This window comes from Peribacillus sp. NPDC097224 (genome assembly GCF_044761985.1).
In the GTDB taxonomy this organism is placed as follows: Bacteria; Bacillota; Bacilli; order Bacillales; family DSM-1321; genus Peribacillus.
On record NZ_JBIWDK010000007.1, the window covers coordinates 77,689 to 98,985 of the forward strand.

A 21,297-nucleotide genomic window follows, 5' to 3' on the forward strand; every position below is an offset into this window, starting at 1 on the left:
TAATCACCCTTTAACAAAATCAAAATATCCGTCTCTAATGATGGTATATTTCTTCTTTTCATTATAATCTAACATATATTGTTTATAAGAATTTTTCTCCATTACTTTTTCATACTCTTGTGTGATTTCTGTATCAGTAGAAAGAATGATGACTTGATCACTGAGTTCTTTGTAATAATGATTAATAAGGTGGTTTCTATGGAAGCTATCTAGCCTTCCAAGAGGTGTATCAATTACAACAGGTAAGGATAAATCAGATGCTTTTGTTAATGCCCATATCAAAGCGGAAGAAATCATCTGCATTTCACCTGCTGAGCGATCTTGAATGCTGATTTCCTGCATACGATCATTATAAAGTCGAATAGAATAAGTATTTATATCAAATTCAATTTTTCCAAACTCGTCTTGTTTCCTGAATAATTTTTGTAGCATACTTGAGAACTCATCTTTAATGAAGGTAGCTTTCATAGTCGTCAACTCCGTGACGTATTGTTGCATAGTATTAATTGTTTTCTGAACCTGAATACTTTGCGTTTGGATTTGTTCTAAAGATCCATCTTGGTTAGCCATACGGGTAATTAAGTTCATTAAATCCGTTTTTTCCTCATTTGCGGTAGTTAATCTCTTATTAATTTTCTGGAGTGTACTATTATGTTTACCAATATTCTGTGTTAAGATATCAATCTTTTTGTTTTCTTCACTAATATCTACAGACTCGGGTGCATTTCGAATTTCATGTTCTGAAGCTTCTAATTCTTGCTGTAATTTCTCTATCTTATTTATAAGACTAACTGCTTGACTTTTATCCTTAGTAGACTGATTTAGAAGAATGTTATAGTCATTATTTGAAATATCATGAATTTCATTAAAATCAGTTGGTACTGTAAGCTTAATATTATTATTTTTAATCCATACCTCTTCGCCTAGGTCTTCGATCTGTCTTAATTGTTCAGGTGTTAAGGCTGGAGTGATGCTTTTACTAAGTAATTGTTTCATGAACTTTTGATAAGGGGCTAATGAAGCATTTTGTAAAATACGCTTATGATTAATTTCATTTTCTAATTTTAACTGATTTTTTAATTTAGAGATTTTTTCAGCTAAAATAATATTTAGAGTGTTTTGTTCTAAGAATGTACTTAATTCCTGTTTAGCATGCTCTAATTCTGTAGCCACTTTGGATTGCTGTTTTACAATTACTTCACGAGATTTTGAGTTTAAAGATATTTTATTTGTTCGAGCTTGTTTTGCTTCATTGATGGAAGTGTTGTATTTTTTAATTATGGTTAGGAGCTCTTCTTTTTTAGATTCGAATCTTGTAATGACTTCCATTACTTCATCAAGCTCTATTTGAGTGTTTTTTAGTTTTGTATGACTTACTGATTTAGTCAACTTATTATCTAATGATTTTCTTAAAGTCTGTAGATCGCTTAATAATTGGTTGTATGCTTCCATGCCAGTTATTTTATGAATTGCTTCTTTCATTTCTGTACTATTTTGCCGTAGGATAATATCTTTAATTTCTTCGCCATCAAAGATAAAGAAAGGAGCTGCATAATATGGAATGATCTTATCAATAAATTTATTATAAACTTCCAGATTATCAATTCGTACATGCTTGGCATGAGTTGAGCCAGACTTTCTTACCTCAAGTTCACGTTGTTCAAGAGTCACTCTTTTTAATTGGTCAAAAAACCATTTAATTTTGAGATTCCATTCTTCACCAGAATCTGTTTCTAAAGATAGGGAAACACTGCATTCTCTTCCGCCTTCTTCAAAGAATGTATTATTAATAACGTTAGAAAATAATCTTTTATATTCAGTTTCACTCATTCCTCTTTTACCGAATAAAGTATAGAGGATAGCTTTTAAAATTGTAGTTTTTCCTGCACCATTAAGCCCCCCAAGAAGAATTATATTTTTACCTTCTTCTTCTCTTACTTTTTTAGGGATATACATATCTACTTCTTGAATACCATAATACGTTTTATAATTGTTTAAAGTCAGTTTTTTTAAAAGCATTTATTTATCACCTTACTAATTATTTTTATAGCGGTAGGCTATTATTTCTTGATATTCATTCACTCTTTTGGATGAACTAACATTTTCATAAGATAACTTTCTTGCTGTACTAATTAATTCGGTAGCTAGGTTGAAAGGAACATCATTTTGTTTGCAAATTTTAGCTAGAAGTTCTATTTCTCTTTTTTTTATATCTTTCATGGCAATTCACCTTTATATTAAATTGAATATAACTAAAGTAAATATATTCAATTTAAGTTTATCACACAATTACGGAATAGTTTATATTATCCGGGTAAACTAATAATTTCCATTTTATAGTACTTAAGATAATAGGTCATTTATCTTATAGTTCATGTCATAATACATCTTTAACATATGGAAGGATGTGGTATCATATACAGTGGGGTGATAGAATGGCTAAGCCTATAGCAAGCAAGGGAGTTAAATGGATTGAGCAAATCCCAAAGCATATATTAGAAAAGCTTGATCAAGATAACATCGACTATAGTCTAAAGGATGTAATTAATATCTGTGAAGAAATTATCACATTATATGATAATGGTATAGAAACAGAGTCTACCTGGAACGGTTCACCTGTTCCAAATCTTATGATGAGTACAGTCACTTTCAGGAACAAGTTTAAAAGGTATATTGAGATAGATAAGTGAAAATGATAAAGACTTTCAATTAATAAAATAGTGAATAAATCCTACTGAATTTGATAACTCGAGTAGGATTTTTAGTGTCTAAATTAACTTCATTTTCCTGAGAAATATATAAAAGTGTCGTACTAAATGTATATGATAATACTGATGAGTAAGTCGTTTTTAATATTATAAAATCAAACCTAAGTAGGTATACAAGTTAATTTATTTTAAGATATGTGTATAAGAAGCTTCATTCAATAAGGGGTTGCAAAAAGTGGACAGTAAACTTCGAGAATGTTTTTTGAAAATATCAAATGAATACCTATCAGCAAGAAGTGGTAATTTTGGTGGGCATACTTTGGCAAGATTTATAAGACATGATGTACCGAGTGAGATTAGCAAATTACCTTTTCTTAATGAAGTAAATTACTCTGTTGCTGCTTCTGCGGGTAAAGGAAACTGGGCAACGGTACCTTGGATATCGATTCTAAATAATGCAGTCACTAATTCTACGCAAAGAGGCTATTATCTGGTTTATTTATTCAGTGAAGATATGAAGAGACTGTATTTGTCTTTCAGTCAGGGTGTTACGGAAACCTCTAAAGAAGATATGGAGCGGACCAAGAGAGATATTCGTGGACACATTACTATGGATTCTTCGGTGAAGCAAGATGATTACTTATTTTTAGGGGAGAGTAGCAGAGCGAAACAATATGTAAATTCTACAGCTGCTTATATTGAATATAACCTGGATGACCTACCGTCGGAATCTGAGCTTATTCAGGACCTTGAAATGATGGTTGGCTATTATGAAGAGTATATCGAATTCAAGAAAGATCCGCAGATCGATCCTTTATATACACCACCTATGGGTAGTGAAATGACATACGAAAAAGAAAAATGGTTAGCGACTAGTAAAGACCTCATCACCCACATCCATTCCTACATAACAGCCAAAGGTTTCTTCTATACGAGAGAAGAAGTCACGAACTTGTTTCTCTCTCTTAAAACAAAACCGTTTGTAATTCTTTCGGGTATTTCCGGTACGGGGAAGACGAAGATTGTTCAGTGGTTTGCTGAGAGTGTGGGGGCGACGGAGGAGAATGGGCAGTTTACGTTGATTCCGATTCGTCCGGATTGGAATGATGGTTCGGATTTGCTTGGATATGTAGATATTAAGGGCGACTTCAAGCAGGGTCCGTTTACGAGGGTGATTGAAAAGGCGGAGCAGAATCCGGACGATCCTTATTTTGTGCTGCTGGATGAGATGAATCTGGCACGGGTGGAGCATTATTTCAGTGATGTGTTGAGTGTGATGGAGAGCCGGAAGTGGGAGGACGGAAAGATGGTTACGTCGACCCTTCTATCAGCGGAAATCGCACAAAGGGATATCAGGCTGCCTGTGAATCTGTATGTCATCGGGACGGTCAATATGGATGAAACGACCCATCCTTTTAGCAAAAAGGTGCTCGACCGGGCGAATACGATTGAATTCAATCGGGTGGCGTTATCGAATCTTTCCTTTTTGGAAGATCAAGAAGAAGTGGAGCCAAAGCTGGTTCAGGACCATATGTTCAGGTCGAGATATTTGCACCTAAAAGATCTATATCTCGGAAATCAGGATTTGGTTCAGAAGGTCACGGCGGAACTGGAAGAGATCAATAAATCGTTGATCTTAACAAATGCCCATATCGGGTACCGGGTTCGCGACGAGATTTGTTTTTATCTTGCTTATAATGAAGAAAGTGACTTGATGGATTTCAATACCGCGTTCGATCACTGCATTTTACAGAAGATCCTGCCGCGTATTTCCGGAAGTGACAGCCGTGTAGATCGGCTGTTAAGAGGGTTATATCAATTATTTACGAACAAAGAATATAGCGATGATCCGGCATGGAATGAAAGTAGTACGGCAAGGTATCCAAAGAGTGCGGCTAAGGTAGTCGAGATGTTAGGGAGGTTAGTAGAAGATGGCTTCACTTCCTTCTGGATCTCCTGATGATGTCACGTTGGTCAAAATCGAGACAGATAGCCTGTCCCTTGCGATCAAGGGAAAGCCATTTCATCACCGGTATGAGGGATTAAAACAGTACCGCAAGATGGATTTTCATGATGTGATGCAATTTTCCGTACAGGGTGAGAAGATACAACGTGTTGAAGTCTATGATATTGAATCGGGGAAGTTAACCGAGTCACAGGACGTACGCCCGATCTTCTTCGAGAATGGGACCTATCAAGTGATTGTGGTTTCCAAACAAAATCAAGAACTGGAATTCTACCATGAGCATCCTATCTTGCGCCAGGCGGTATCACGAGTAGACCTAGCGGAAATTCCGATGTTGATGGGGAATCTTCAGTTTCAAAATGAGGTCGGGTATACGACCTTTGAAATTCGTTCCGAAGTGCGCGTTCTAGTGGAAGTGACACTTGAGATATTTCCTGTCAAATTGGATTATCAGAAGGATTACCGCCAGTTGCTGGATGAGGTGAATGATGAGATTTATAACCTGGCATTTCACTTTATCCGGAAGACCTATTTAGGTGCGAGCATTAAGCTGGATGGCAAACCAAGCCGGGCGGAATTTTACCGATTGATGACGAAACACTTCAAGCAGTTTATCCAGGCAGTCAGCCGAGTGGAGCGGCAGCCACACCACAAGTTGGAAACGACATATGTAAAAGCACGTGGCGATCAAATGAGTAAGGCTGATTCCTATACCCGGAAGTATCTGCAAAAGCGCAGTCAGTCGTTCGTCGAAGTGGAAAAAGGGATTTACATTCACGGGAAAATGATGATGCCACGCGATGGCATGAAGCCAAAAAAAGAGCTACGTTACGATACAAACGAAAATCGGTATGTGAAATGGATGATGGAACGATTGATTCATAAGTTCGATGATCTGCTGGGAGCGTTGACGAACCAAAATAAACGGTTCAAGGAAAAGCCGGATCCCGAACTGTTACTGCGTTTGAATGAGATGAAACGGCAGCTGGAATTAATAAAGAAGAATGGATTTTGGCGAAGGATCGGCCGGCTTGATCGTTCGGTGATGAGTTTGGTACTCCAAATGGCACCGGGTTATCGAGATGCGTTTCAAATTTTCTTAACGGTTTCAAAAGGACTCATGCTGCAAGGGAAGCTCTATCAAATGTCGGTGAAGGACGTCGCCACCTTATATGAATACTGGACTTTTTTGAAGCTAGGCCAGATTTTGAACAGGAAGTATACGCTAATTAGCCAGGATATTGTCAGTGTCAGCAGAGAGGGCCTCTTCGTAAACTTGGAAGCCAATCGTACGGCAAGGCGAATTTTTCAGCATCCAGTGACAAAGGAAAGAATCGAACTCACGTATCAAAAGTATGTAGGGAAGTTGCCGACCGTATCACAAAAGCCTGATACGATGTTGACGATTGCGAAAAAAGGCAAGAGCCATAGCTATAACTATGTATTCGATGCGAAGTACCGGATTGATTATGCCCAGCCGGACAGCTATTACCAAAGTCGTTATCAAACACCTGGACCCCTAGAAGAGGACATTAATACGATGCACCGGTACCGGGATTCTATTGTCTCGATGAATGACGGTCCATACGAGCGGACGGCCTTCGGGGCTTATGTGTTATTTCCCTGGTCTGATGAACAAAGCTATAAAGACCACCATTTTTATAAAAGTATCGATTCGGTCAATATCGGCGGACTTCCCTTTTTGCCACAGGCCACGGATCTGGTCGAACAATTCATCGAGCACCTCATTGAAAAAAGCCCTGAGGAAATCCAAGCGGAAGGGATCTTACCTAGGGGAACGAAAGAAGAATGGACATCCACGTTAGAGGAAAAAGTACTTGTCGGAACGGTTTCTTATGAAGGGGATTATCGAGATTTTATCCAACAAGGATCCTATCAAATCCCGGTTACTAGTTTGAGAAAAGGGTGGCAGGAAGCGAAATATGTAGCCCTCTATAAGACCTCGGGCATCGAAGAGAACGGCATTACGGAGTATGGTGAAATCAAGAGGTTATCAACGGATGAGCATTTCGTGACGTTCTATGTGGGAGTCTGGAAGAATACGAAGCAGGCGATCCGTCCGGTTAAATACGGAATCGCAACCTATATGATGACCACATTAACCCAACTAAATGACGCGAAAGAGCTGCCAGAACTTTATATGAAAAATAAACAGGAAACGACTCTTTGGAGGATGCTTAGAAGGATATCGGATCAGGTTCAAATCAGCCTGGATAGTCAGGTCGTCGATCAGGCCTCCAAGATTGGAACGTTTTCATTTAAAGATATCGAAATTCGATTGAACCAAGAAGAACAAACCTTATCGATAAGTAAGAATAGCGAGACAGAGGTATTAAGTACAGAGTTATTGATTCACCAGCCATCGAAGGTATTTAGGGAAGTGCTTAGATTGCTTTAATAAGATGCAAATCCATTTTACTATCTGTGAAATGGATTTTTTTTTATTGGAATATAGTGTATGGTGGATTTATAGTTAAATAGAAAATTATGGGGAACTAAGACTCAAGAAACAAGTGTAAACCAAAGGAGAAATGAAATGCAGCATATAATCAGTAGAAAAATTAAATCGGTCATAGTTGTCAGCGTTATCCTCGGTGGGTTCTTTCTTCTATTTGAACCTTGGATGGTTATACCCGTATTGATCTATGCTTTCATCGGATGTGCAGTCTACGGGCTACCGGTTTCGTTTTTATCGGATTTTGTCACGAGAAAGGCTGGAAGATATCGTTTTGTTTTGGCTTCTTTGATCTATTCGGTTTTTGGGTTTTTATCCTTCATCGTTTTACGAGATCTAGGAGTCTTTGCGGTTGTCTGCTCTTTGCTCTTCTTTCTTTCAGAAGAATGGCAGAGAGCGAGAGGAAACGATAGAGGGCTAAAGACAGCCAACAAGATGATCTTCATGAATGCGCTATCTACCGTACTTCTATTCTCTTTAGCTGCATGGGGATCGATGTTAATCCCGAATTCATTGTTTGAAGAGCAAACCAATGAATTGTTCCTCATTCCAAAAGGGTATGAGGGGGAAGTGAGGGTGGTATACAATATCGAAGACGCGCCACCGCCTGAAAAAAGTGAAGGCTTTGATGTGTACCGAATCAATGATAAAGGCTACACACTCAGTCCATTTCCTGAAAGCGAAGGCATAATCAATAATCAATATTATTATGTAGATGCAGAAGGAAATAAAGAGAAGATTGATGATAGCTGCATCCATAGTGGAGGTTCTGATGGCGGGAACGAAGAATATGAATACTCCAGTTCCTACTTTTTTGTCACACAGACACAATGTGGTGATACGTTTGGTGAAAATGCATTCCCACCCGATATGCCCCGTGGCATGTCGGTAGACCAAATTATCGATGAAGAAGGATTGGATAAGCTTGCATACTAGATTGAAATATAGGGACGCTTTGATATATGATCAGATCAACACCGCCGTCCTTACTATTGAGCGGACTTTTTCCCTTGGAGGTTTTTTCTTATGAACGATGCGAACTATTATGTGACCAAGCTCGGGATGGAACCACATCCAGAGGGTGGGTTTTATAAACGGACATTTGAATCCGAGGAGCAGACTTCAGATCAGGAGTTATCGGTAGAGTTTGAAGGAAAGAGAAAGCTATATACAAGTATCTTCTTTCTATTGGGCTCGAAAGACATTTCCCATCTACATCGTTTGAAATCCGATGAATTATGGTATTACCATGCGGGAAGCCCTTTAACGATTCATGTGATTGATGAGAATGGGGACTACAAAGAACGTAAGCTGGGGATTAACCTGGACGAAGGGGAAGTCCCACAAGTGTTGGTCCCGAAAAACTCCATCTTCGGATCTTCCGTCATGGATGAGGATACGTTCTCATTAGTTGGATGCATGGTCTCGCCCGGTTTTGAGTTCCAGGACTTCGAGTTGTTCACTCAAGAAGAGCTATTGTCGAAATATCCGCAACATAGGGAAGTAATCATGAAGCTGGCTTATGAAGAGATCCCTAAATGATTGAGCGGTCTTACACACGATAAAAAAGAGAAGTGGATCCTCTACACACTAGTAGGAGATCCACTTCTCTTTATCACTATATAGACTTTTTACGTCTTTATACTCCGACCGTGTTCCGTTTGTCTTTAGGCCGGTCCGTCATACTGAAATACACGGCCCCGATGATAATGAGAACAATGATGATTCCTGCGAGAGTGAAGGACGTATTTAATAATAAAATGAATCCTAATCCTGATAAAGAAGTGATAGTGGATAGTACGGTCCATGTTGAGAATGTTTCTTTCATGCTTAGTCCAAAGTATTCTTTAATCATCCAAAATCCCGCGTCATTCACATGTGAGCAAATGGAACTTCCTGCTCCCGTTGCGAGCGTTACCAAGGCTAGATTCACATCGTATTGAGCCAGGATGGGGATGACTAATCCTGCCGTGGAAATGGCGGCAACTGTGGCTGATCCTAAAGAAACCCGTAATATGGCAGCAACTAACCAGGCAAGGATGATCGGTGACATGGCACTGCCTGTAAATAATTCGGCTACGTAATCTCCTACACCCCCAGTGATGAGTACTTGCTTGAAGGCACCGCCGCCTCCAATGATCAAGAGCATCATCCCGATTGCGGCAATGGATGAGGTACAGGAAGCCATCACATCCCTGATTGGAGTCTTTCTTGCGATTCCCATTGTATAGAAGGCAAGAAATAAAGATAATAACATGGCAGTCGAAGCGTTTCCTACAAGACGAACGATTTCTATTAATGTATTATCCTCAAATCCTACTGATTTTTGAACCATATCAAGGATGGTAGCTATGGCCATTAATAAGACAGGGAACATGGCAGTCAAAACACTTATTCCGAAACCAGGCGTTTCTTCCAGCTTGAATGTTTTTTGTTCGCCCAAAGAAGCGATATTACCCGTTTTCTGGAATGCATCCGGAACAATTTTTTTAGCAAACTTCGTATATAGGGGACCTGCAAGGATGACGGTCGGTATGGCGACGATGATCCCATAAAGTAAAACCAATCCAATATCTGCACCATATTCACCAGCTATGACGGTTGGACCTGGATGCGGGGGTAAGAAACTATGCGTGGCTAATAAGGCTGCAGCCATGGGAATACCTAGGTGTAGAATCGAAACTTTCAGTTCTTTGGCCATGGTGAATACAATCGGAATCAATAACACCAATCCTACTTCAAAGAATAGGGCGATCCCGACGATAAAAGAAGCAACGACAACAGCCCATTGAATTTTATCCTCGCCAAATTTGTTAATTAAGGTCATGGCAATACGCTGGGCTCCCCCTGCATCGGCAATTAATCGACCAAGCATGGCACCAAGCCCAAATATTAAAGCGATATGACCAAGTGTACCGCCTAATCCACCTTCAATGGTTGTAACAATTTCCTTTAAAGGCGTCCCTAGCGCTAAAGAGACGACAAAAGATACAACAATCAATGAAACGAATGTATTTAACTTGAATCCAGTAATCAAAATGAGCAACAGGATAATCCCAAACGCTACTATAAGTAATGGCATAATAAACCTCCCATAAAATAATGAAAATATTTCGGTTTGCTCAAACTTACTACAATCGTTCGTAACTCTAGGATGGCTTATGCTATTTTGTTTACTAGTTATAAAAAGTGGGTAGTTTAAAAATTATATAGAAAACGCTTTCATTTTCATTCTGAAAGTGGTCGCCATATTCTACCCACTGTAATTCATCAATTCTGAACGAGCGTTTTTTCTTCACCCAATGCTTTTACTCCGGCTTTTAGAACTTCGATGATTCGATCGGTATCATAGATATTCCCACGCCAAGTTCCTCCACTCACTGATTGAAGTGCAGCCCATAAACGAGTATCATCTGGAAGTTTGGGATCCGGTCTAAGCTCCGGGTGAAGGTCACGTGCTTCCAAGACTGTAGTGGCCTCCTCTATAGAAAGTCTTTCATTCTCGGTACCGACGAAATTAACGGAACCCGCTAATTGATTGCGGTCGACGATGATTTCAATGATATCTCCATCACGTAATTTTCCGATTGCTCCGCCAGACAAGGCCTCGGGTCCAATGTGTCCAATACATGCGCCAGTAGAGACACCAGAAAAACGTGCATCCGTAATCAAGGAGACATGTTTTCCGTAAGACAGATGTTTTAAGGCCGATGTTAGTTGATAGGTTTCCTCCATGCCCGTTCCTGAAGGACCGCCGCCCATAACGACCATTACATCTCCGGCTTGTATGCCTCCTGTTTTAATCGCTTTTATAGCGGACTTTTCTGAAGTGAACACTTTGGCTTTTCCTGTATGGCGATATACTCCATCTTCTCCCACCACGGATGGATCGATGGACGTGGATTTAATGACGGATCCTTCAGGAGCAATATTTCCTTTCGGGAAGGTCACGGTGGACGTAAGCCCTTTTTCTTTTGCTATGGCTGGGTCCATGATCACGTCATCAGGGTTGATCCCATCATTTTCCAACAATTGTTTCTTCATCATAACCCGTCGTTCTGATTGTTCCCACCAATCGAGGTTGGCACCAAGGGTTTCGCCGGTAACGGTTAGTACATCTTCATGCAAGACACCTAGTTTTCTTAAATGAAGCATAACTTCTGGAACTCCGCCTGCCAGGAATACCTTGACCGTCGTATGGCCAGTCGGACCATTTGGCAGTACATCGACTAAGCGGGGGACTTTCTTGTTGATCCTGGTCCAATCTTCAACAGTTGGTAACTTGCATTTAGCTGCATGGGCAATGGCTGGAATATGAAGTAATAAGTTTGTGGAACCTCCGAAAGCTGCGTGAATCACCATCGCATTTTCGATTGCTTTATCCGTAATAATATCCTTGGTGGATATTTTCTTCTTCTCCAATTCTAAGGCTGCACGTGCTGATTGCTTTGCCATCTCCACCCATACTGGTTGACCTGATGGGGCTAGTGCCGAGTGAGGTAGTGCCATGCCAAGGGCTTCTGCCACGACTTGGGAGGTTCCGGCTGTTCCAAGGAATTGACAGCCTCCGCCTGGTGTTGCACACGCACGGCAACCAAGGTCGGCAGCTTCTTGCAACGTGATTTCGTTGTTTGCGTATCGTGCCCCGATGGTTTGGATCTTTCCTGCATCTTCTCCATTGGTAGGTGGAAGTGTCACACCTCCAGGGACGATGACAGTTGGCAAGTCGTGCATGGATGCTAAAGCGACCATCATGGCTGGAAGACCTTTATCACATGTTGCCACTCCAATAACTGCCCGACCCGTAGGCAATGATCGGATTAATCTTCGATAAACGATGGCTGCATCGTTTCGATACGGAAGGGAATCAAACATCCCGGTCGTTCCTTGAGTACGGCCATCACATGGGTCACTTACGAATCCTGCAAAGGGAACGCCGCCTTGTTTACTGATCTCTTCGGCTGCCGCCTTCATTAATAGACCGATTTCCCAATGGCCGGTATGATAGCCTAATGCAATAGGCGTACCATCATGATCCCTAATTCCGCCTTGAGTACCAAGGATGAGCACTTGTTTTCCAAGGAGGTTTGAAGCTGACCATCCCATTCCAACATTTTGGGATAATCCAAAAAGGTCACCACTTGGTGATTCTAACAACATTTCGGAAGTAAGGGGGAGGGAACCATCTGCCCCTTTTGCATGCGTTTGAATTTTGTAAAGAGAGACATCCTCATCGCCAAATATTGATTGAAATGACATATATATAAACCTCCGCAATTAGATTTTCGCTTTCATCGCAAGTAAATCACGCAATATTCCGGCAATTCATTCCCTACAAATCTATATTTATCTTCGAAGTTCTCTGAGAAACCTCCTTTTGTTTTATAATATAAAACAACGTTCATCTATAAAAAACTTATGATGTAATCTAAAGTAATCATATATTTTCTGAAAAGTCAATTAATTTTTTCGTAGGTAAAAACCGTATATTTATAAGAAGTTTTACCTAGATAATAATGACGTAATCCAGGAGGGGTCATCTGAAGAATAATCCGGATCATCATAATTTTACGTAGGTACATAAATGGATTCAATCCAATTATTTATGGGTCGAAAAAAATTCCATGTAAGTAATATTGCTTCTTGACTTTTCAAAAAATCTAGTATTATATTGAATTATGAGAAAATTTTGTCATTATAAAACCAAGTTTCATAATTTAAAACAAGTAGGTGACAATCATGCCTGTTATTCAATCAGTAGATCGCGCTCTTCGCATTCTCGATTTGTTTGACGAACATACAACAGAATTGAAGATAACAGATATCAGTAATCAAATGGGACTTCACAAGAGTACCATCCATTCTTTATTGAAAACGCTTTTAAATCATGGCTATATCAGCCAGAATCCTGAGAATGGGAAGTATGGATTGGGAATGAAGCTTTTTGAAAGAGGGAACTATGTCATACAGTCTTTGGACGTTAGAGATTTATCAAAAAAATACTTAATGGATTTATCGGCGAAAACCGGACAGACAACCCACTTGGTTATATTGGACGGAAAAGAAGGGGTATATATTGATAAAGTGGAAGGCCCAATGGCCGTTATTCTTTATTCAAAAATAGGAAAACGAATTCCACTTCACTGCTCCGCTGTCGGTAAAGCGTTAATCGCCTTTAAAGATCCGGAAGAAATTAAAAAAATTCTACATGAATATGTCTATTTAAAACAAACGGAGCTTACCATTACGGATGAATCTACATTCATGCGTGAGCTTGAACAAGTTCGATCTCAAGGGTACGCCATCGATAACCAGGAAAATGAGCCTGGCGTTCGCTGTATTGCAGCGCCTATTCGAAATCATGAGAATAAGGTTATTGCAGCGATTAGTCTTTCTACACTCGTTGGTCGCATAAATGATTCTCAGTTAGACATTTTCATCGAACAACTGAAACAGGCGGCCTTAGAATTATCAGAGCAAATGGGGAATGGGATACCAATTTCATAGAAGGTGGTTCCCTTCTCTTTTGTCTATATATAGAAACCGTGTTTTATATTATAAAACAAAAGGAGGCTATTTAATGCGGATTATCCGATATATCAATGAGCACTCAAATGCAACGCTAGCAGCTGTAACCAATGGGGGAGAAGTATATCCCCTTCCTCAAGAAGGCTTGATTGAACTAATCCAACAGGCAAACGAACAACAAGTATCCCCACTCTCTTTCATAGAAAATTTCCTTTCTACATCAATGCCTATTCAACAATCATTAGAAGATTTATCACTACTCGTTCCGATTGTAGCGGAAGAAGTATGGGCGTCTGGCGTTACATATGAGCGTAGCCGCGATGCCCGTAACTATGAAGCGACAGATGGAAGGCTTGATGCCACTACTTTCTATGACAAGATCTATGAGGCGGAACGTCCGGAAATTTTCTTTAAGTCCACGGCTGCCCGTACAGTCGGCCCAGGGAAGGACGTTTATTTACGCAGTGACTCCAATTGGCAGATCCCCGAGCCAGAATTGGGCCTTGTCATCGACCGGGAAGGTGGCATTCTTGGATATACGATTGGGAATGACATGAGCTGTCGTGACATTGAAGGAGAGAACCCTCTTTATCTCCCACAAGCGAAAATGTGGAAAAACTCCTGTTCCATCGGGCCAGCCATCCTCCTTGCCGAGTCCGTGAAAGATCCTTATGATTTCGACATCACCTGTAGAATCTACCGGAATGACGAGCTTAAAGTAGAGGGACAGGCGAATACCAGCCAGTTAAAAAGAAAATATCATGAATTAGTCTCGTTCCTCATTCGCGACAATCAAATTTTTGACGGCACTGTATTGTTGACGGGAACGTGCATCATTCCGGAAAATGACTTTACCTTATTGGATGGAGACCGGATTGAAATTGAAGTCTCTGGCATTGGTGTCTTGAAAAATAATGTAAAGCTGCCGAAGAACATTTTAGTCTGAGTAAAGCAGATGGTGTACTGATTTTGTAAAAAAACCTTATGCAATGATAATAAACTTACTATTCATTCAATTTGTTTCGCGATTAAACCATTACAAGGAATATGGGGGTATATATGATGAACGTAAAAACGGATGAAAAAACGTATTTAAACTATATCAATGGTAAATGGGTATCGGCTTCTATTCAAAAGGTCGATACGAGTATCAATCCAGCCAATCGTCATGAAGTTGTCGGGTATGTTCAGCAGTCTGGGAAAGAAGACTTGGATGATGCGGTGCTTGCCGCGAAGAAAGCACAAGTGTATTGGAAGAAACTATCCGGTGCTGCCCGTGGGGAGTTTTTGTATAAGGCCGCGAATGCAATCGAGCGACGTATCGATGAAATTGCGGAAACGATGACGCGTGAAATGGGAAAAACGCTCCCCGAAGCGAAAGGGGAAACAGCTAGGGGTGTCGCCATCCTACGTTATTATGCAGGAGAGGGAATGAGGAAGGTGGGTGATGTGATTCCTCCATCGGATTCCGAAGCCCTGATGTTCACCACTCGTGTTCCCCTAGGAGTTGTAGGTGTGATCACGCCTTGGAATTTCCCAGTGGCCATCCCTATCTGGAAAATGGCGCCGGCACTCATCTATGGAAATGCGGTTATTCTGAAACCAGCTCAAGAAGCGGCCGTAACCGCCGCCAAGGTAATAGAATGTTTTGACGAGGCAGGGCTTCCGGTAGGGACGGTCAATATGGTAACGGGACCGGGGTCTGTCATTGGTCAGGCGATTACCGATCACCCGGATATCCATGCGGTTACATTCACGGGATCTGATTCGGTCGGTAAAACGATTGGACTGGGGGCTTTCAAGCGTGGTGCCAAATATCAGTTGGAAATGGGCGGGAAGAACCCGGTCATCGTGGCCAATGACGCCGATTTAACACAGGCCGTAGAAGCAACGATTAGCGGAGGTCTCCGTTCCACAGGTCAGAAATGTACGGCCACAAGCCGGGTAATCGTCCAAAGTGAAGTGTATGAGGCGTTTAAAGATAAACTGATCGAGAAGATAAAGGAAATAAAAATTGGCAATGGCTTGAATGAAGATGTATGGATGGGTCCATGTGCAAGTGAGAATCAGCTTAATACAGCCCTATCCTACGTTAGGAAAGGAATCGAAGAAGGCGCAACATTGATTCATGGTGGTAAACGGATAGAGGATGGGGAATTAGCCGATGGATTCTTTATGGAACCCGCTGTCTTCGAAAACGTTAGTAACAGCATGACGATTGCCCAAGAGGAAATCTTCGGACCCGTGCTTGCCCTGATTAAAGTGGAGACGTTGGAAGAAGCAGTACACATTGCAAACGACGTGAAGTTTGGGCTAAGTGCTTCTATTTTCACCAAAAATATCGGTCACATGCTTTCCTTCATTAATGAGATGGATGCTGGTCTCGTACGGATTAACGCCGAATCAGCTGGAGTTGAACTACAAGCCCCATTCGGGGGGATGAAACAATCCAGTTCCCATTCCCGTGAGCAGGGGGAAGCGGCAAAAGAGTTTTACACGTCTATTAAGACCGTATTCGTAAAGGCATGAATGAAAATAGGGTCTGATTAAATGAATGGATCCTCGAAATTCATAATTTCTTAGAAAGGGTAAGCCCCAAAAGTCAGACAATGACTTTTGGGCTTGCCTTTTTTTCGTTAGTCTATGTTAAAGGTAAGGGTTGATTTTTAGTAAGGTGGTATTGCTTGTGAAATGTTACACTTCAACTAACGGGGCAGGATAGCTGAAGACTGCTGTTTGACCTTCATTCAATAATTGGTCCATTATCTGGAATATAAAGGATTGTCTGAATTCTATAAGTTTGTAATAATTGGTGGTAAGCAAACTCTCCACTTTATTAGTTTGGTTAATTGCATTTATAGCTTCATTTTGATGTAAATTCATCATTATTTTTATATAAAGGTTAATTAATACAATCTTAAATGGGCGATAAATATGTTAATTGGAGGATAGTCAAAAATGAAGAAATTAGTTAGTGTTCTTATTGCCTGTATTTTTGTTATTGCATTAGCGGGATGTGGTGGAAATTCGAATGAACATGAAGGTGAAGCAAAAACGCCGTCAGGTTCAAGTATCCAAGAAGGTAGAAATCACCAAGATGTTATTAATGATTTTGAAGAACAAGGTTTCACGAATATTAAAACAGAAAAACTGGAGGATTTAATTACAGGGTGGCTAACAAAAGATGAAGAGGTTGAAGAAGTATCTGTTGGTGGCGATGTTGATTATTCTCCAGATGAATGGGTATCTTCGGATACAGAAGTCATTATTAAGTATCACACATTCAAAAAAGAAGAAACTGAGAGTGTAGCAGAATCTGAGGTAAAAGATAATTCAAGTGCGGAAAAGACGGAAGAAGAAATCTTAACAGTAGATAGCAACAAAGAATTAGCGGAAATACTTAGCACAAAAGACGAGTCTAGTCCTCTTTTTAAAGAATTTGCTCAGAAGTATGCTGGAAGAACCATTGAGTTTGATGGGAATACCGCTAATGTGAGTAAACACGGAAATAATGAAACAAGATTTAATTATTTAATTTTTGCTGGAGATTATAGTACAACAACTTTCTCAGGACCTCAATTCCAATTTAAAGATGTTAATTATTATGATTTACATCTTACAGGAGATAATATCCCTGATCCTTTTGGAGTAGGTCTTAATATTCGTATCATTGCTACGGTTGGAGAATTTGATGAAAATACTGGTCTTTTTCTACTCAAACCAGTTTCTATCAAAATGAGATAAATATCTTTAACACGTAGCTTTATAGGTTAATAAGATATCATTTGAGTCAACTTTGGCATTCACTTTACAAAAATCTAAAGATATAGATACTCACCTTCTGAAAAAAGAAGATGAATATTGTTATCTCTTTTCATTGTTTACATACCGTATTTCTTATAGAAATAACGGGGCAGATTAGTTGAATAAAAAAGCCAAAAACAATAAGACAGTAGGTGAATTCAATGTATGTTAGAGCCTTTTTTATAAAGGGAAAATGGGAAATATTATTTTTTGCGTTATTATTTATAGCGGGATTTATTTCAAGTTTTATCTTTATTGGTGGGCCTGTTACCTATTCAGCTCCTTTTGGTGTGTTATGCGGATTTTTATTATTGCTTTTTATCGAGTACAGAAGGTTTAAAAAGACATTTACTACTCAAAGTTAAGATAAAAAAATACTTCAATCAAAGCCTTGCTTAGTAAGAATCGGGATTTATACCTGTAATAAATAAAATGAGCTTGGAGATACATTTTCCTGCTCATTTTTTTGAGCATTATTAAATCACCATTACCTTTAACATAGCCTAAAAAATAAAAAGATTCCTGGGAGGTCCAGATGAATATTGAGTTTAAGGTAATTGATCAATCAAATTATAACGAGTGCATAGAACTTCGCTTACATAAAGAACAGGAGAACTTTGTCGCCCCTAATATTTTTTCATTAGTACAAAGTGCATATGAACCAGATCTATACCCATTAGGGGTTTATTGTGATAATAAAATGGTTGGTTTTATTTTATATGATTTTGATTATGAACTTAACGGATGGTCAATGAGCAGATTTATGATTGATGTGAACGATCAAAACAAAGGAATAGGGAAAATGGTCATACAAAGGTTTATAGAGTTTTTTATTAATAAATATGGTCATGTACCACTTTATACAAGTGCTTCTGTCGATAATCAAATTGCAATTGCATTATATGAACAATTTGGTTTTGAAAGAAAAGAAGTAATAGAATATGAAGCGGGCGGAAGAAAACACAAAGACTTTAAAATGCTTGTACAACTTTAACGTTTTTTTAAGGGTAATAATGAGTAGAGGTAATCAAAGGTATAGAGGGGCTGTATAATCTTATTCCAGTGGATTTTCAAGAGGCAGAAATGTTGTTAAATCAACGTTTCTGCCTTTGTTTTACGATAAAAATCGTGTTAGGTTCAATGGACATTAAAACAAATGAGGTGCTTTTCTATGAAACGAAGTTCGACACTCTTTTTGAAGGTGGCTGTGATTTTCATTGGCACTCCAGTTCTTGCTTTGTGCCTATTTGTGTTGCCTCAGATTGCGAATGAAGCCAATGAAGCAGCAAATCGAGGATGGGACTTGGCCTATGTGGTATATGGAATTCTAGTAGTGATGTATCTGTCAGTCATTCCATTCTACTTCGCTCTTTATCAATCGTTTACCCTTTTGCGTTATATTGACAAGAACCAAGCTTTCTCGGAGTTATCTGTAAGAGCTCTAAAGAAAATCAAAAACTGTGCCCTCATAATCAGTGGTCTTTATGTAATCGGCTTACCATTTGTCTTTATCTTAGCGGAGAATGATGATGCACCGGGTCTTATCCTAGTTGGAATGGTGATGATTTTTGCGCCGATGGTGATTGCTGTCTTTGCGGCTCTTCTTCAAAGACTTCTACAAGAGGCCATCGAGATAAAATCAGAGAACGACTTACTGAGGTGAGTGATGTGGCAATAATAAATAGGCTCTTTTCTAAAAGATTGTTGCTATTGAATAAGGCCTTTTTAATAAAAGGCGGTGTTAAAGATAAAGGTTGTTTTTCGTAAAGGTAATATTGTTTGTGAGACGTTATACTTTTAACTAACAAGGTAGGATAGTGAAAGGAGTAATATGGAATTTATGGTATCATAAAGGTAATAATATTTTGGGATTACTTGGGAGGTTAAATGCAGGGTGCCAAAAATGAAACAAAATATATGGGAGAAAGAATATAAAAATGTCGATATTTTATGGGGATTCAATCCTAATAGTATCTTATCTCAATATGTTGAGTTGCTTCCTGAAAACGGAGAGGTTTTAGACTTAGGTATGGGAGAAGGACGGAATGCCCTTTTTTTCGCTAAAAAGGGATTTGCTGTTGAGGGTATCGATATTTCTGAAACAGCAGTAGAACGTTGTTTGGAACTTTCGAAAGAGCAAAATCTGAATATTAACGCTAAAGTTCAAGATATTACTTCTTTTGAGATTGAACCAAATAAATATTCTTTAATTATACTTTCTAATGTACTTAATTTTTTTCCTGATAAGGATATTAAAATTATTATCGAAAAGGTGAAAAATGGGCTGATTAAAAATGGGTTGGTATATATTAATGCCTTTGATGATAAAGAACCAGGTAGAAAAAAAGCTCTAGAGAAGTATGAGCAATTAGCAGAGCATACGTTTTATAATACAAGTTCAAATATGTTTCTTCATTATTTTACAAGAAGTGAGTTAGAAAGCTTTTTTACCGATTATAAAACGATAAGCTTGTCTCAGTCCTACTCTATGGACATTTCGCACGGTCATCCTCATTTCCATAGTACATTAGAAATAATGTCACAAAAGTCTTGAAAAAGTTATCATTCTTCTAACACTAATAACTGTGTAGTTCTTGAAAAATGGCATCATTTGATGGCATTTAGAATGTAAAAAAGTATCCTTAATTCATTACCAGGAGCTAATCAGCATATTTTTCTTTAAAGAGATAGCGTTGGCGAGAGTGATATTTACCATTACGTTTAAAGGACATACTTCCGCAGTGAAGACAAGCTAATCCCTTTGAAAACCGTGTTTCCCGAACTTCTTCTACCATTTTTGATATATCGGATTTCGGTTCAGGGAACAAGTCTTGTTGAAGTGCTCTAAATAGCTCCAACTGCTCTTTTTTGTAAGGGAATTAAAGTCTTTATAAACATCGTGCCAAGCCATCACCATTTAAAGGAAAAGGAGCGTAACAGAACTGTCGAGACTGCCATCCCGAAGACCTTTTGGAATGCTTCTGCCCCGCATCCCCCCATCTAAATTGAAAGGAAGCGTTAAAAGATAGTCGGTACCATTCCCCCATCCATACGGATTGGAGAACCTTTAAAGGAGGAGGCATAAGGACTACATACAAATGCAGTTAGTCGGCCTATTTCACTTGGCTTGATAAATCGCTGTATTTCAGATTGGGGTAGGTTTGTAGTCATGAACTCTTTCTCCTTTTCTGAAAACGTCATATCTTCATCAGAGTAGATACCGTCAATGATTTGCTGCACATTTTCTGAGAGTGATGGCCCCGGTAAGATTGTATTTACTGTAACTTCTGTTCCAATTGTTAATTTCGATAAGCTTTTTGACAAGGACAATAGCATTGATTTTGTCATGCAATACTGTGGCATTTGTCCCGAAGGCATAATGGCTTCTTCACTCGCAATAAAGATAATGCGACCATCATTATTTTTCAGCATTTTGGGTAAATAGAATTTAGATAACCCATTTGCAGCAAGAACGTTGGTGCGAAAGTATATTTCCCATACTTCATCGTCCACGTCCTCATAGTCCATCACTTCATAAATACCCATACTGTTAACCAAAATATCAATAGTGGGATATTCCTTGAATAAAGCTTCTCTTTGTTGAATTTCCACAATATCTGCTGTAGCATTTCGAGGAAAGGTATTTGGGAAATCCGATTTGATTTCATTAACCGTACGCTCTACATCTTCAAAATTTCTTCCATTGATTAGTACATTCACGCCTTCTCTGGCCAGTTCTATGGCAATTGCTTTACCTATGCCCTTTGTTGATCCTGTAACTAGAGCTGTTTTGTTGTTTAATCCCATATCCATCA

General features: G+C 39.3%; 17 protein-coding genes and 1 pseudogene. 12 read left to right on the top strand and 6 right to left on the bottom strand.

What is annotated here, in order from left to right; all coding sequences use genetic code 11:
- Nucleotides 1–3 precede the first annotated feature (3 nt).
- Together dndD and ACIQXR_RS14305 are read right to left on the bottom strand one after the other, a co-directional pair.
- Complete coding sequence (gene dndD, locus ACIQXR_RS14300; protein ID WP_402873389.1) at nucleotides 4–2,019, bottom strand: DNA sulfur modification protein DndD; 2,016 nt, start codon at nucleotides 2,017–2,019, stop codon at nucleotides 4–6.
- A gap of 15 nt (nucleotides 2,020–2,034) precedes the next feature.
- Complete coding sequence (locus ACIQXR_RS14305) at nucleotides 2,035–2,220, bottom strand: DNA modification system-associated small protein (protein ID WP_402873392.1); 186 nt, start codon at nucleotides 2,218–2,220, stop codon at nucleotides 2,035–2,037.
- Between the two features lie 215 nt (nucleotides 2,221–2,435).
- On the opposite strand from ACIQXR_RS14305, the gene ACIQXR_RS14310 reads away from it, so the two are divergent.
- The 5 genes from ACIQXR_RS14310 to ACIQXR_RS14330 all read left to right on the top strand — a co-directional run bounded on the left by ACIQXR_RS14310 (nucleotide 2,436) and on the right by ACIQXR_RS14330 (nucleotide 8,692).
- Complete coding sequence (locus ACIQXR_RS14310; protein WP_402873395.1) at nucleotides 2,436–2,690, top strand: hypothetical protein; 255 nt, start codon at nucleotides 2,436–2,438, stop codon at nucleotides 2,688–2,690.
- Between the two features lie 253 nt (nucleotides 2,691–2,943).
- Nucleotides 2,944–4,668 carry an McrB family protein gene (locus ACIQXR_RS14315; RefSeq protein ID WP_403080220.1) on the top strand — a complete coding sequence of 575 codons (1,725 nt, stop codon included), beginning with the start codon at nucleotides 2,944–2,946 and terminating at the stop codon, nucleotides 4,666–4,668.
- Nucleotides 4,640–7,093: a DUF2357 domain-containing protein gene (locus tag ACIQXR_RS14320; RefSeq protein ID WP_402873401.1), complete on the top strand. Its 2,454-nt coding sequence runs from the start codon at nucleotides 4,640–4,642 to the stop codon at nucleotides 7,091–7,093. Before ACIQXR_RS14315 ends, ACIQXR_RS14320 begins: the two co-directional genes overlap by 29 nt.
- A 138-nt stretch (nucleotides 7,094–7,231) precedes the next feature.
- Nucleotides 7,232–8,086 carry a DUF6843 domain-containing protein gene (locus ACIQXR_RS14325; RefSeq protein ID WP_402873403.1) on the top strand — a complete coding sequence of 285 codons (855 nt, stop codon included), beginning with the start codon at nucleotides 7,232–7,234 and terminating at the stop codon, nucleotides 8,084–8,086.
- A gap of 90 nt (nucleotides 8,087–8,176) precedes the next feature.
- Nucleotides 8,177–8,692, top strand: coding sequence for a cupin domain-containing protein (locus ACIQXR_RS14330; protein ID WP_402873406.1), 516 nt, complete (start codon nucleotides 8,177–8,179; stop codon nucleotides 8,690–8,692).
- A gap of 97 nt (nucleotides 8,693–8,789) precedes the next feature.
- On the opposite strand, the gene ACIQXR_RS14335 is transcribed toward ACIQXR_RS14330, so the two are convergent.
- Entirely contained in the window at nucleotides 8,790–10,232 is a 1,443-nt protein-coding gene (locus ACIQXR_RS14335; protein ID WP_402873409.1) for a GntP family permease, read from the bottom strand.
- Between the two features lie 188 nt (nucleotides 10,233–10,420).
- Nucleotides 10,421–12,409 carry a YjhG/YagF family D-xylonate dehydratase gene (locus tag ACIQXR_RS14340; protein WP_402873411.1) on the bottom strand — a complete coding sequence of 663 codons (1,989 nt, stop codon included), beginning with the start codon at nucleotides 12,407–12,409 and terminating at the stop codon, nucleotides 10,421–10,423.
- A 480-nt stretch (nucleotides 12,410–12,889) separates the two neighbouring features.
- On the opposite strand from ACIQXR_RS14340, the gene ACIQXR_RS14345 reads away from it, so the two are divergent.
- The 7 genes from ACIQXR_RS14345 to ACIQXR_RS14375 all read left to right on the top strand — a co-directional run bounded on the left by ACIQXR_RS14345 (nucleotide 12,890) and on the right by ACIQXR_RS14375 (nucleotide 20,036).
- Nucleotides 12,890–13,657, top strand: a complete 768-nt coding sequence (locus ACIQXR_RS14345; protein ID WP_402873413.1) for an IclR family transcriptional regulator — start codon at nucleotides 12,890–12,892, stop codon at nucleotides 13,655–13,657.
- A gap of 73 nt (nucleotides 13,658–13,730) precedes the next feature.
- Complete coding sequence (locus ACIQXR_RS14350; RefSeq protein ID WP_402873416.1) at nucleotides 13,731–14,624, top strand: fumarylacetoacetate hydrolase family protein; 894 nt, start codon at nucleotides 13,731–13,733, stop codon at nucleotides 14,622–14,624.
- A 116-nt stretch (nucleotides 14,625–14,740) separates the two neighbouring features.
- A complete protein-coding gene (gene gucD, locus ACIQXR_RS14355) occupies nucleotides 14,741–16,207 on the top strand; it encodes an alpha-ketoglutaric semialdehyde dehydrogenase GucD (protein ID WP_402873419.1) in 1,467 nt (488 codons plus the stop codon).
- Between the two features lie 429 nt (nucleotides 16,208–16,636).
- On the top strand, nucleotides 16,637–17,422 hold the full coding sequence (locus ACIQXR_RS14360; RefSeq protein ID WP_402873423.1) for a DUF4839 domain-containing protein: 786 nt from the start codon (nucleotides 16,637–16,639) through the stop codon (nucleotides 17,420–17,422).
- Between the two features lie 595 nt (nucleotides 17,423–18,017).
- Nucleotides 18,018–18,476, top strand: coding sequence for a GNAT family N-acetyltransferase (locus ACIQXR_RS14365; protein ID WP_402873426.1), 459 nt, complete (start codon nucleotides 18,018–18,020; stop codon nucleotides 18,474–18,476).
- A 177-nt stretch (nucleotides 18,477–18,653) separates the two neighbouring features.
- Nucleotides 18,654–19,145, top strand: a complete 492-nt coding sequence (locus ACIQXR_RS14370) for a DUF2975 domain-containing protein (RefSeq protein WP_402873429.1) — start codon at nucleotides 18,654–18,656, stop codon at nucleotides 19,143–19,145.
- Nucleotides 19,146–19,385: 240 nt separating this feature from the next.
- Complete coding sequence (locus ACIQXR_RS14375; protein WP_402873916.1) at nucleotides 19,386–20,036, top strand: class I SAM-dependent methyltransferase; 651 nt, start codon at nucleotides 19,386–19,388, stop codon at nucleotides 20,034–20,036.
- A 121-nt stretch (nucleotides 20,037–20,157) separates the two neighbouring features.
- On the opposite strand, the pseudogene ACIQXR_RS14380 reads toward ACIQXR_RS14375, so the two are convergent.
- Nucleotides 20,158–20,399: pseudogene (locus ACIQXR_RS14380) on the bottom strand (transposase-like zinc-binding domain-containing protein); the annotation flags it as partial.
- A gap of 101 nt (nucleotides 20,400–20,500) precedes the next feature.
- Entirely contained in the window at nucleotides 20,501–21,295 is a 795-nt protein-coding gene (locus tag ACIQXR_RS14385) for an SDR family NAD(P)-dependent oxidoreductase (RefSeq protein WP_402873432.1), read from the bottom strand.
- Nucleotides 21,296–21,297: the final 2 nt, after the last annotated feature.

Excerpts from the sequence above, each read along its gene's own strand:
- dndD (WP_402873389.1), bottom strand. The coding sequence starts at position 2,019 with ATGCTTTTAAAAAAACTGACTTTAAACAATTATAAAACGTATTATGGT.
- ACIQXR_RS14305 (WP_402873392.1), bottom strand. The coding sequence starts at position 2,220 with ATGAAAGATATAAAAAAAAGAGAAATAGAACTTCTAGCTAAAATTTGC.
- ACIQXR_RS14310 (WP_402873395.1), top strand. The coding sequence starts at position 2,436 with ATGGCTAAGCCTATAGCAAGCAAGGGAGTTAAATGGATTGAGCAAATC.
- ACIQXR_RS14320 (WP_402873401.1), top strand. The coding sequence starts at position 4,640 with ATGGCTTCACTTCCTTCTGGATCTCCTGATGATGTCACGTTGGTCAAA.
- ACIQXR_RS14325 (WP_402873403.1), top strand. The coding sequence starts at position 7,232 with ATGCAGCATATAATCAGTAGAAAAATTAAATCGGTCATAGTTGTCAGC.
- ACIQXR_RS14330 (WP_402873406.1), top strand. The coding sequence starts at position 8,177 with ATGAACGATGCGAACTATTATGTGACCAAGCTCGGGATGGAACCACAT.
- ACIQXR_RS14335 (WP_402873409.1), bottom strand. The coding sequence starts at position 10,232 with ATGCCATTACTTATAGTAGCGTTTGGGATTATCCTGTTGCTCATTTTG.
- ACIQXR_RS14340 (WP_402873411.1), bottom strand. The coding sequence starts at position 12,409 with ATGTCATTTCAATCAATATTTGGCGATGAGGATGTCTCTCTTTACAAA.
- ACIQXR_RS14345 (WP_402873413.1), top strand. The coding sequence starts at position 12,890 with ATGCCTGTTATTCAATCAGTAGATCGCGCTCTTCGCATTCTCGATTTG.
- ACIQXR_RS14350 (WP_402873416.1), top strand. The coding sequence starts at position 13,731 with ATGCGGATTATCCGATATATCAATGAGCACTCAAATGCAACGCTAGCA.
- gucD (WP_402873419.1), top strand. The coding sequence starts at position 14,741 with ATGAACGTAAAAACGGATGAAAAAACGTATTTAAACTATATCAATGGT.
- ACIQXR_RS14360 (WP_402873423.1), top strand. The coding sequence starts at position 16,637 with ATGAAGAAATTAGTTAGTGTTCTTATTGCCTGTATTTTTGTTATTGCA.
- ACIQXR_RS14365 (WP_402873426.1), top strand. The coding sequence starts at position 18,018 with ATGAATATTGAGTTTAAGGTAATTGATCAATCAAATTATAACGAGTGC.
- ACIQXR_RS14370 (WP_402873429.1), top strand. The coding sequence starts at position 18,654 with ATGAAACGAAGTTCGACACTCTTTTTGAAGGTGGCTGTGATTTTCATT.
- ACIQXR_RS14375 (WP_402873916.1), top strand. The coding sequence starts at position 19,386 with ATGAAACAAAATATATGGGAGAAAGAATATAAAAATGTCGATATTTTA.
- ACIQXR_RS14385 (WP_402873432.1), bottom strand. The coding sequence starts at position 21,295 with ATGGATATGGGATTAAACAACAAAACAGCTCTAGTTACAGGATCAACA.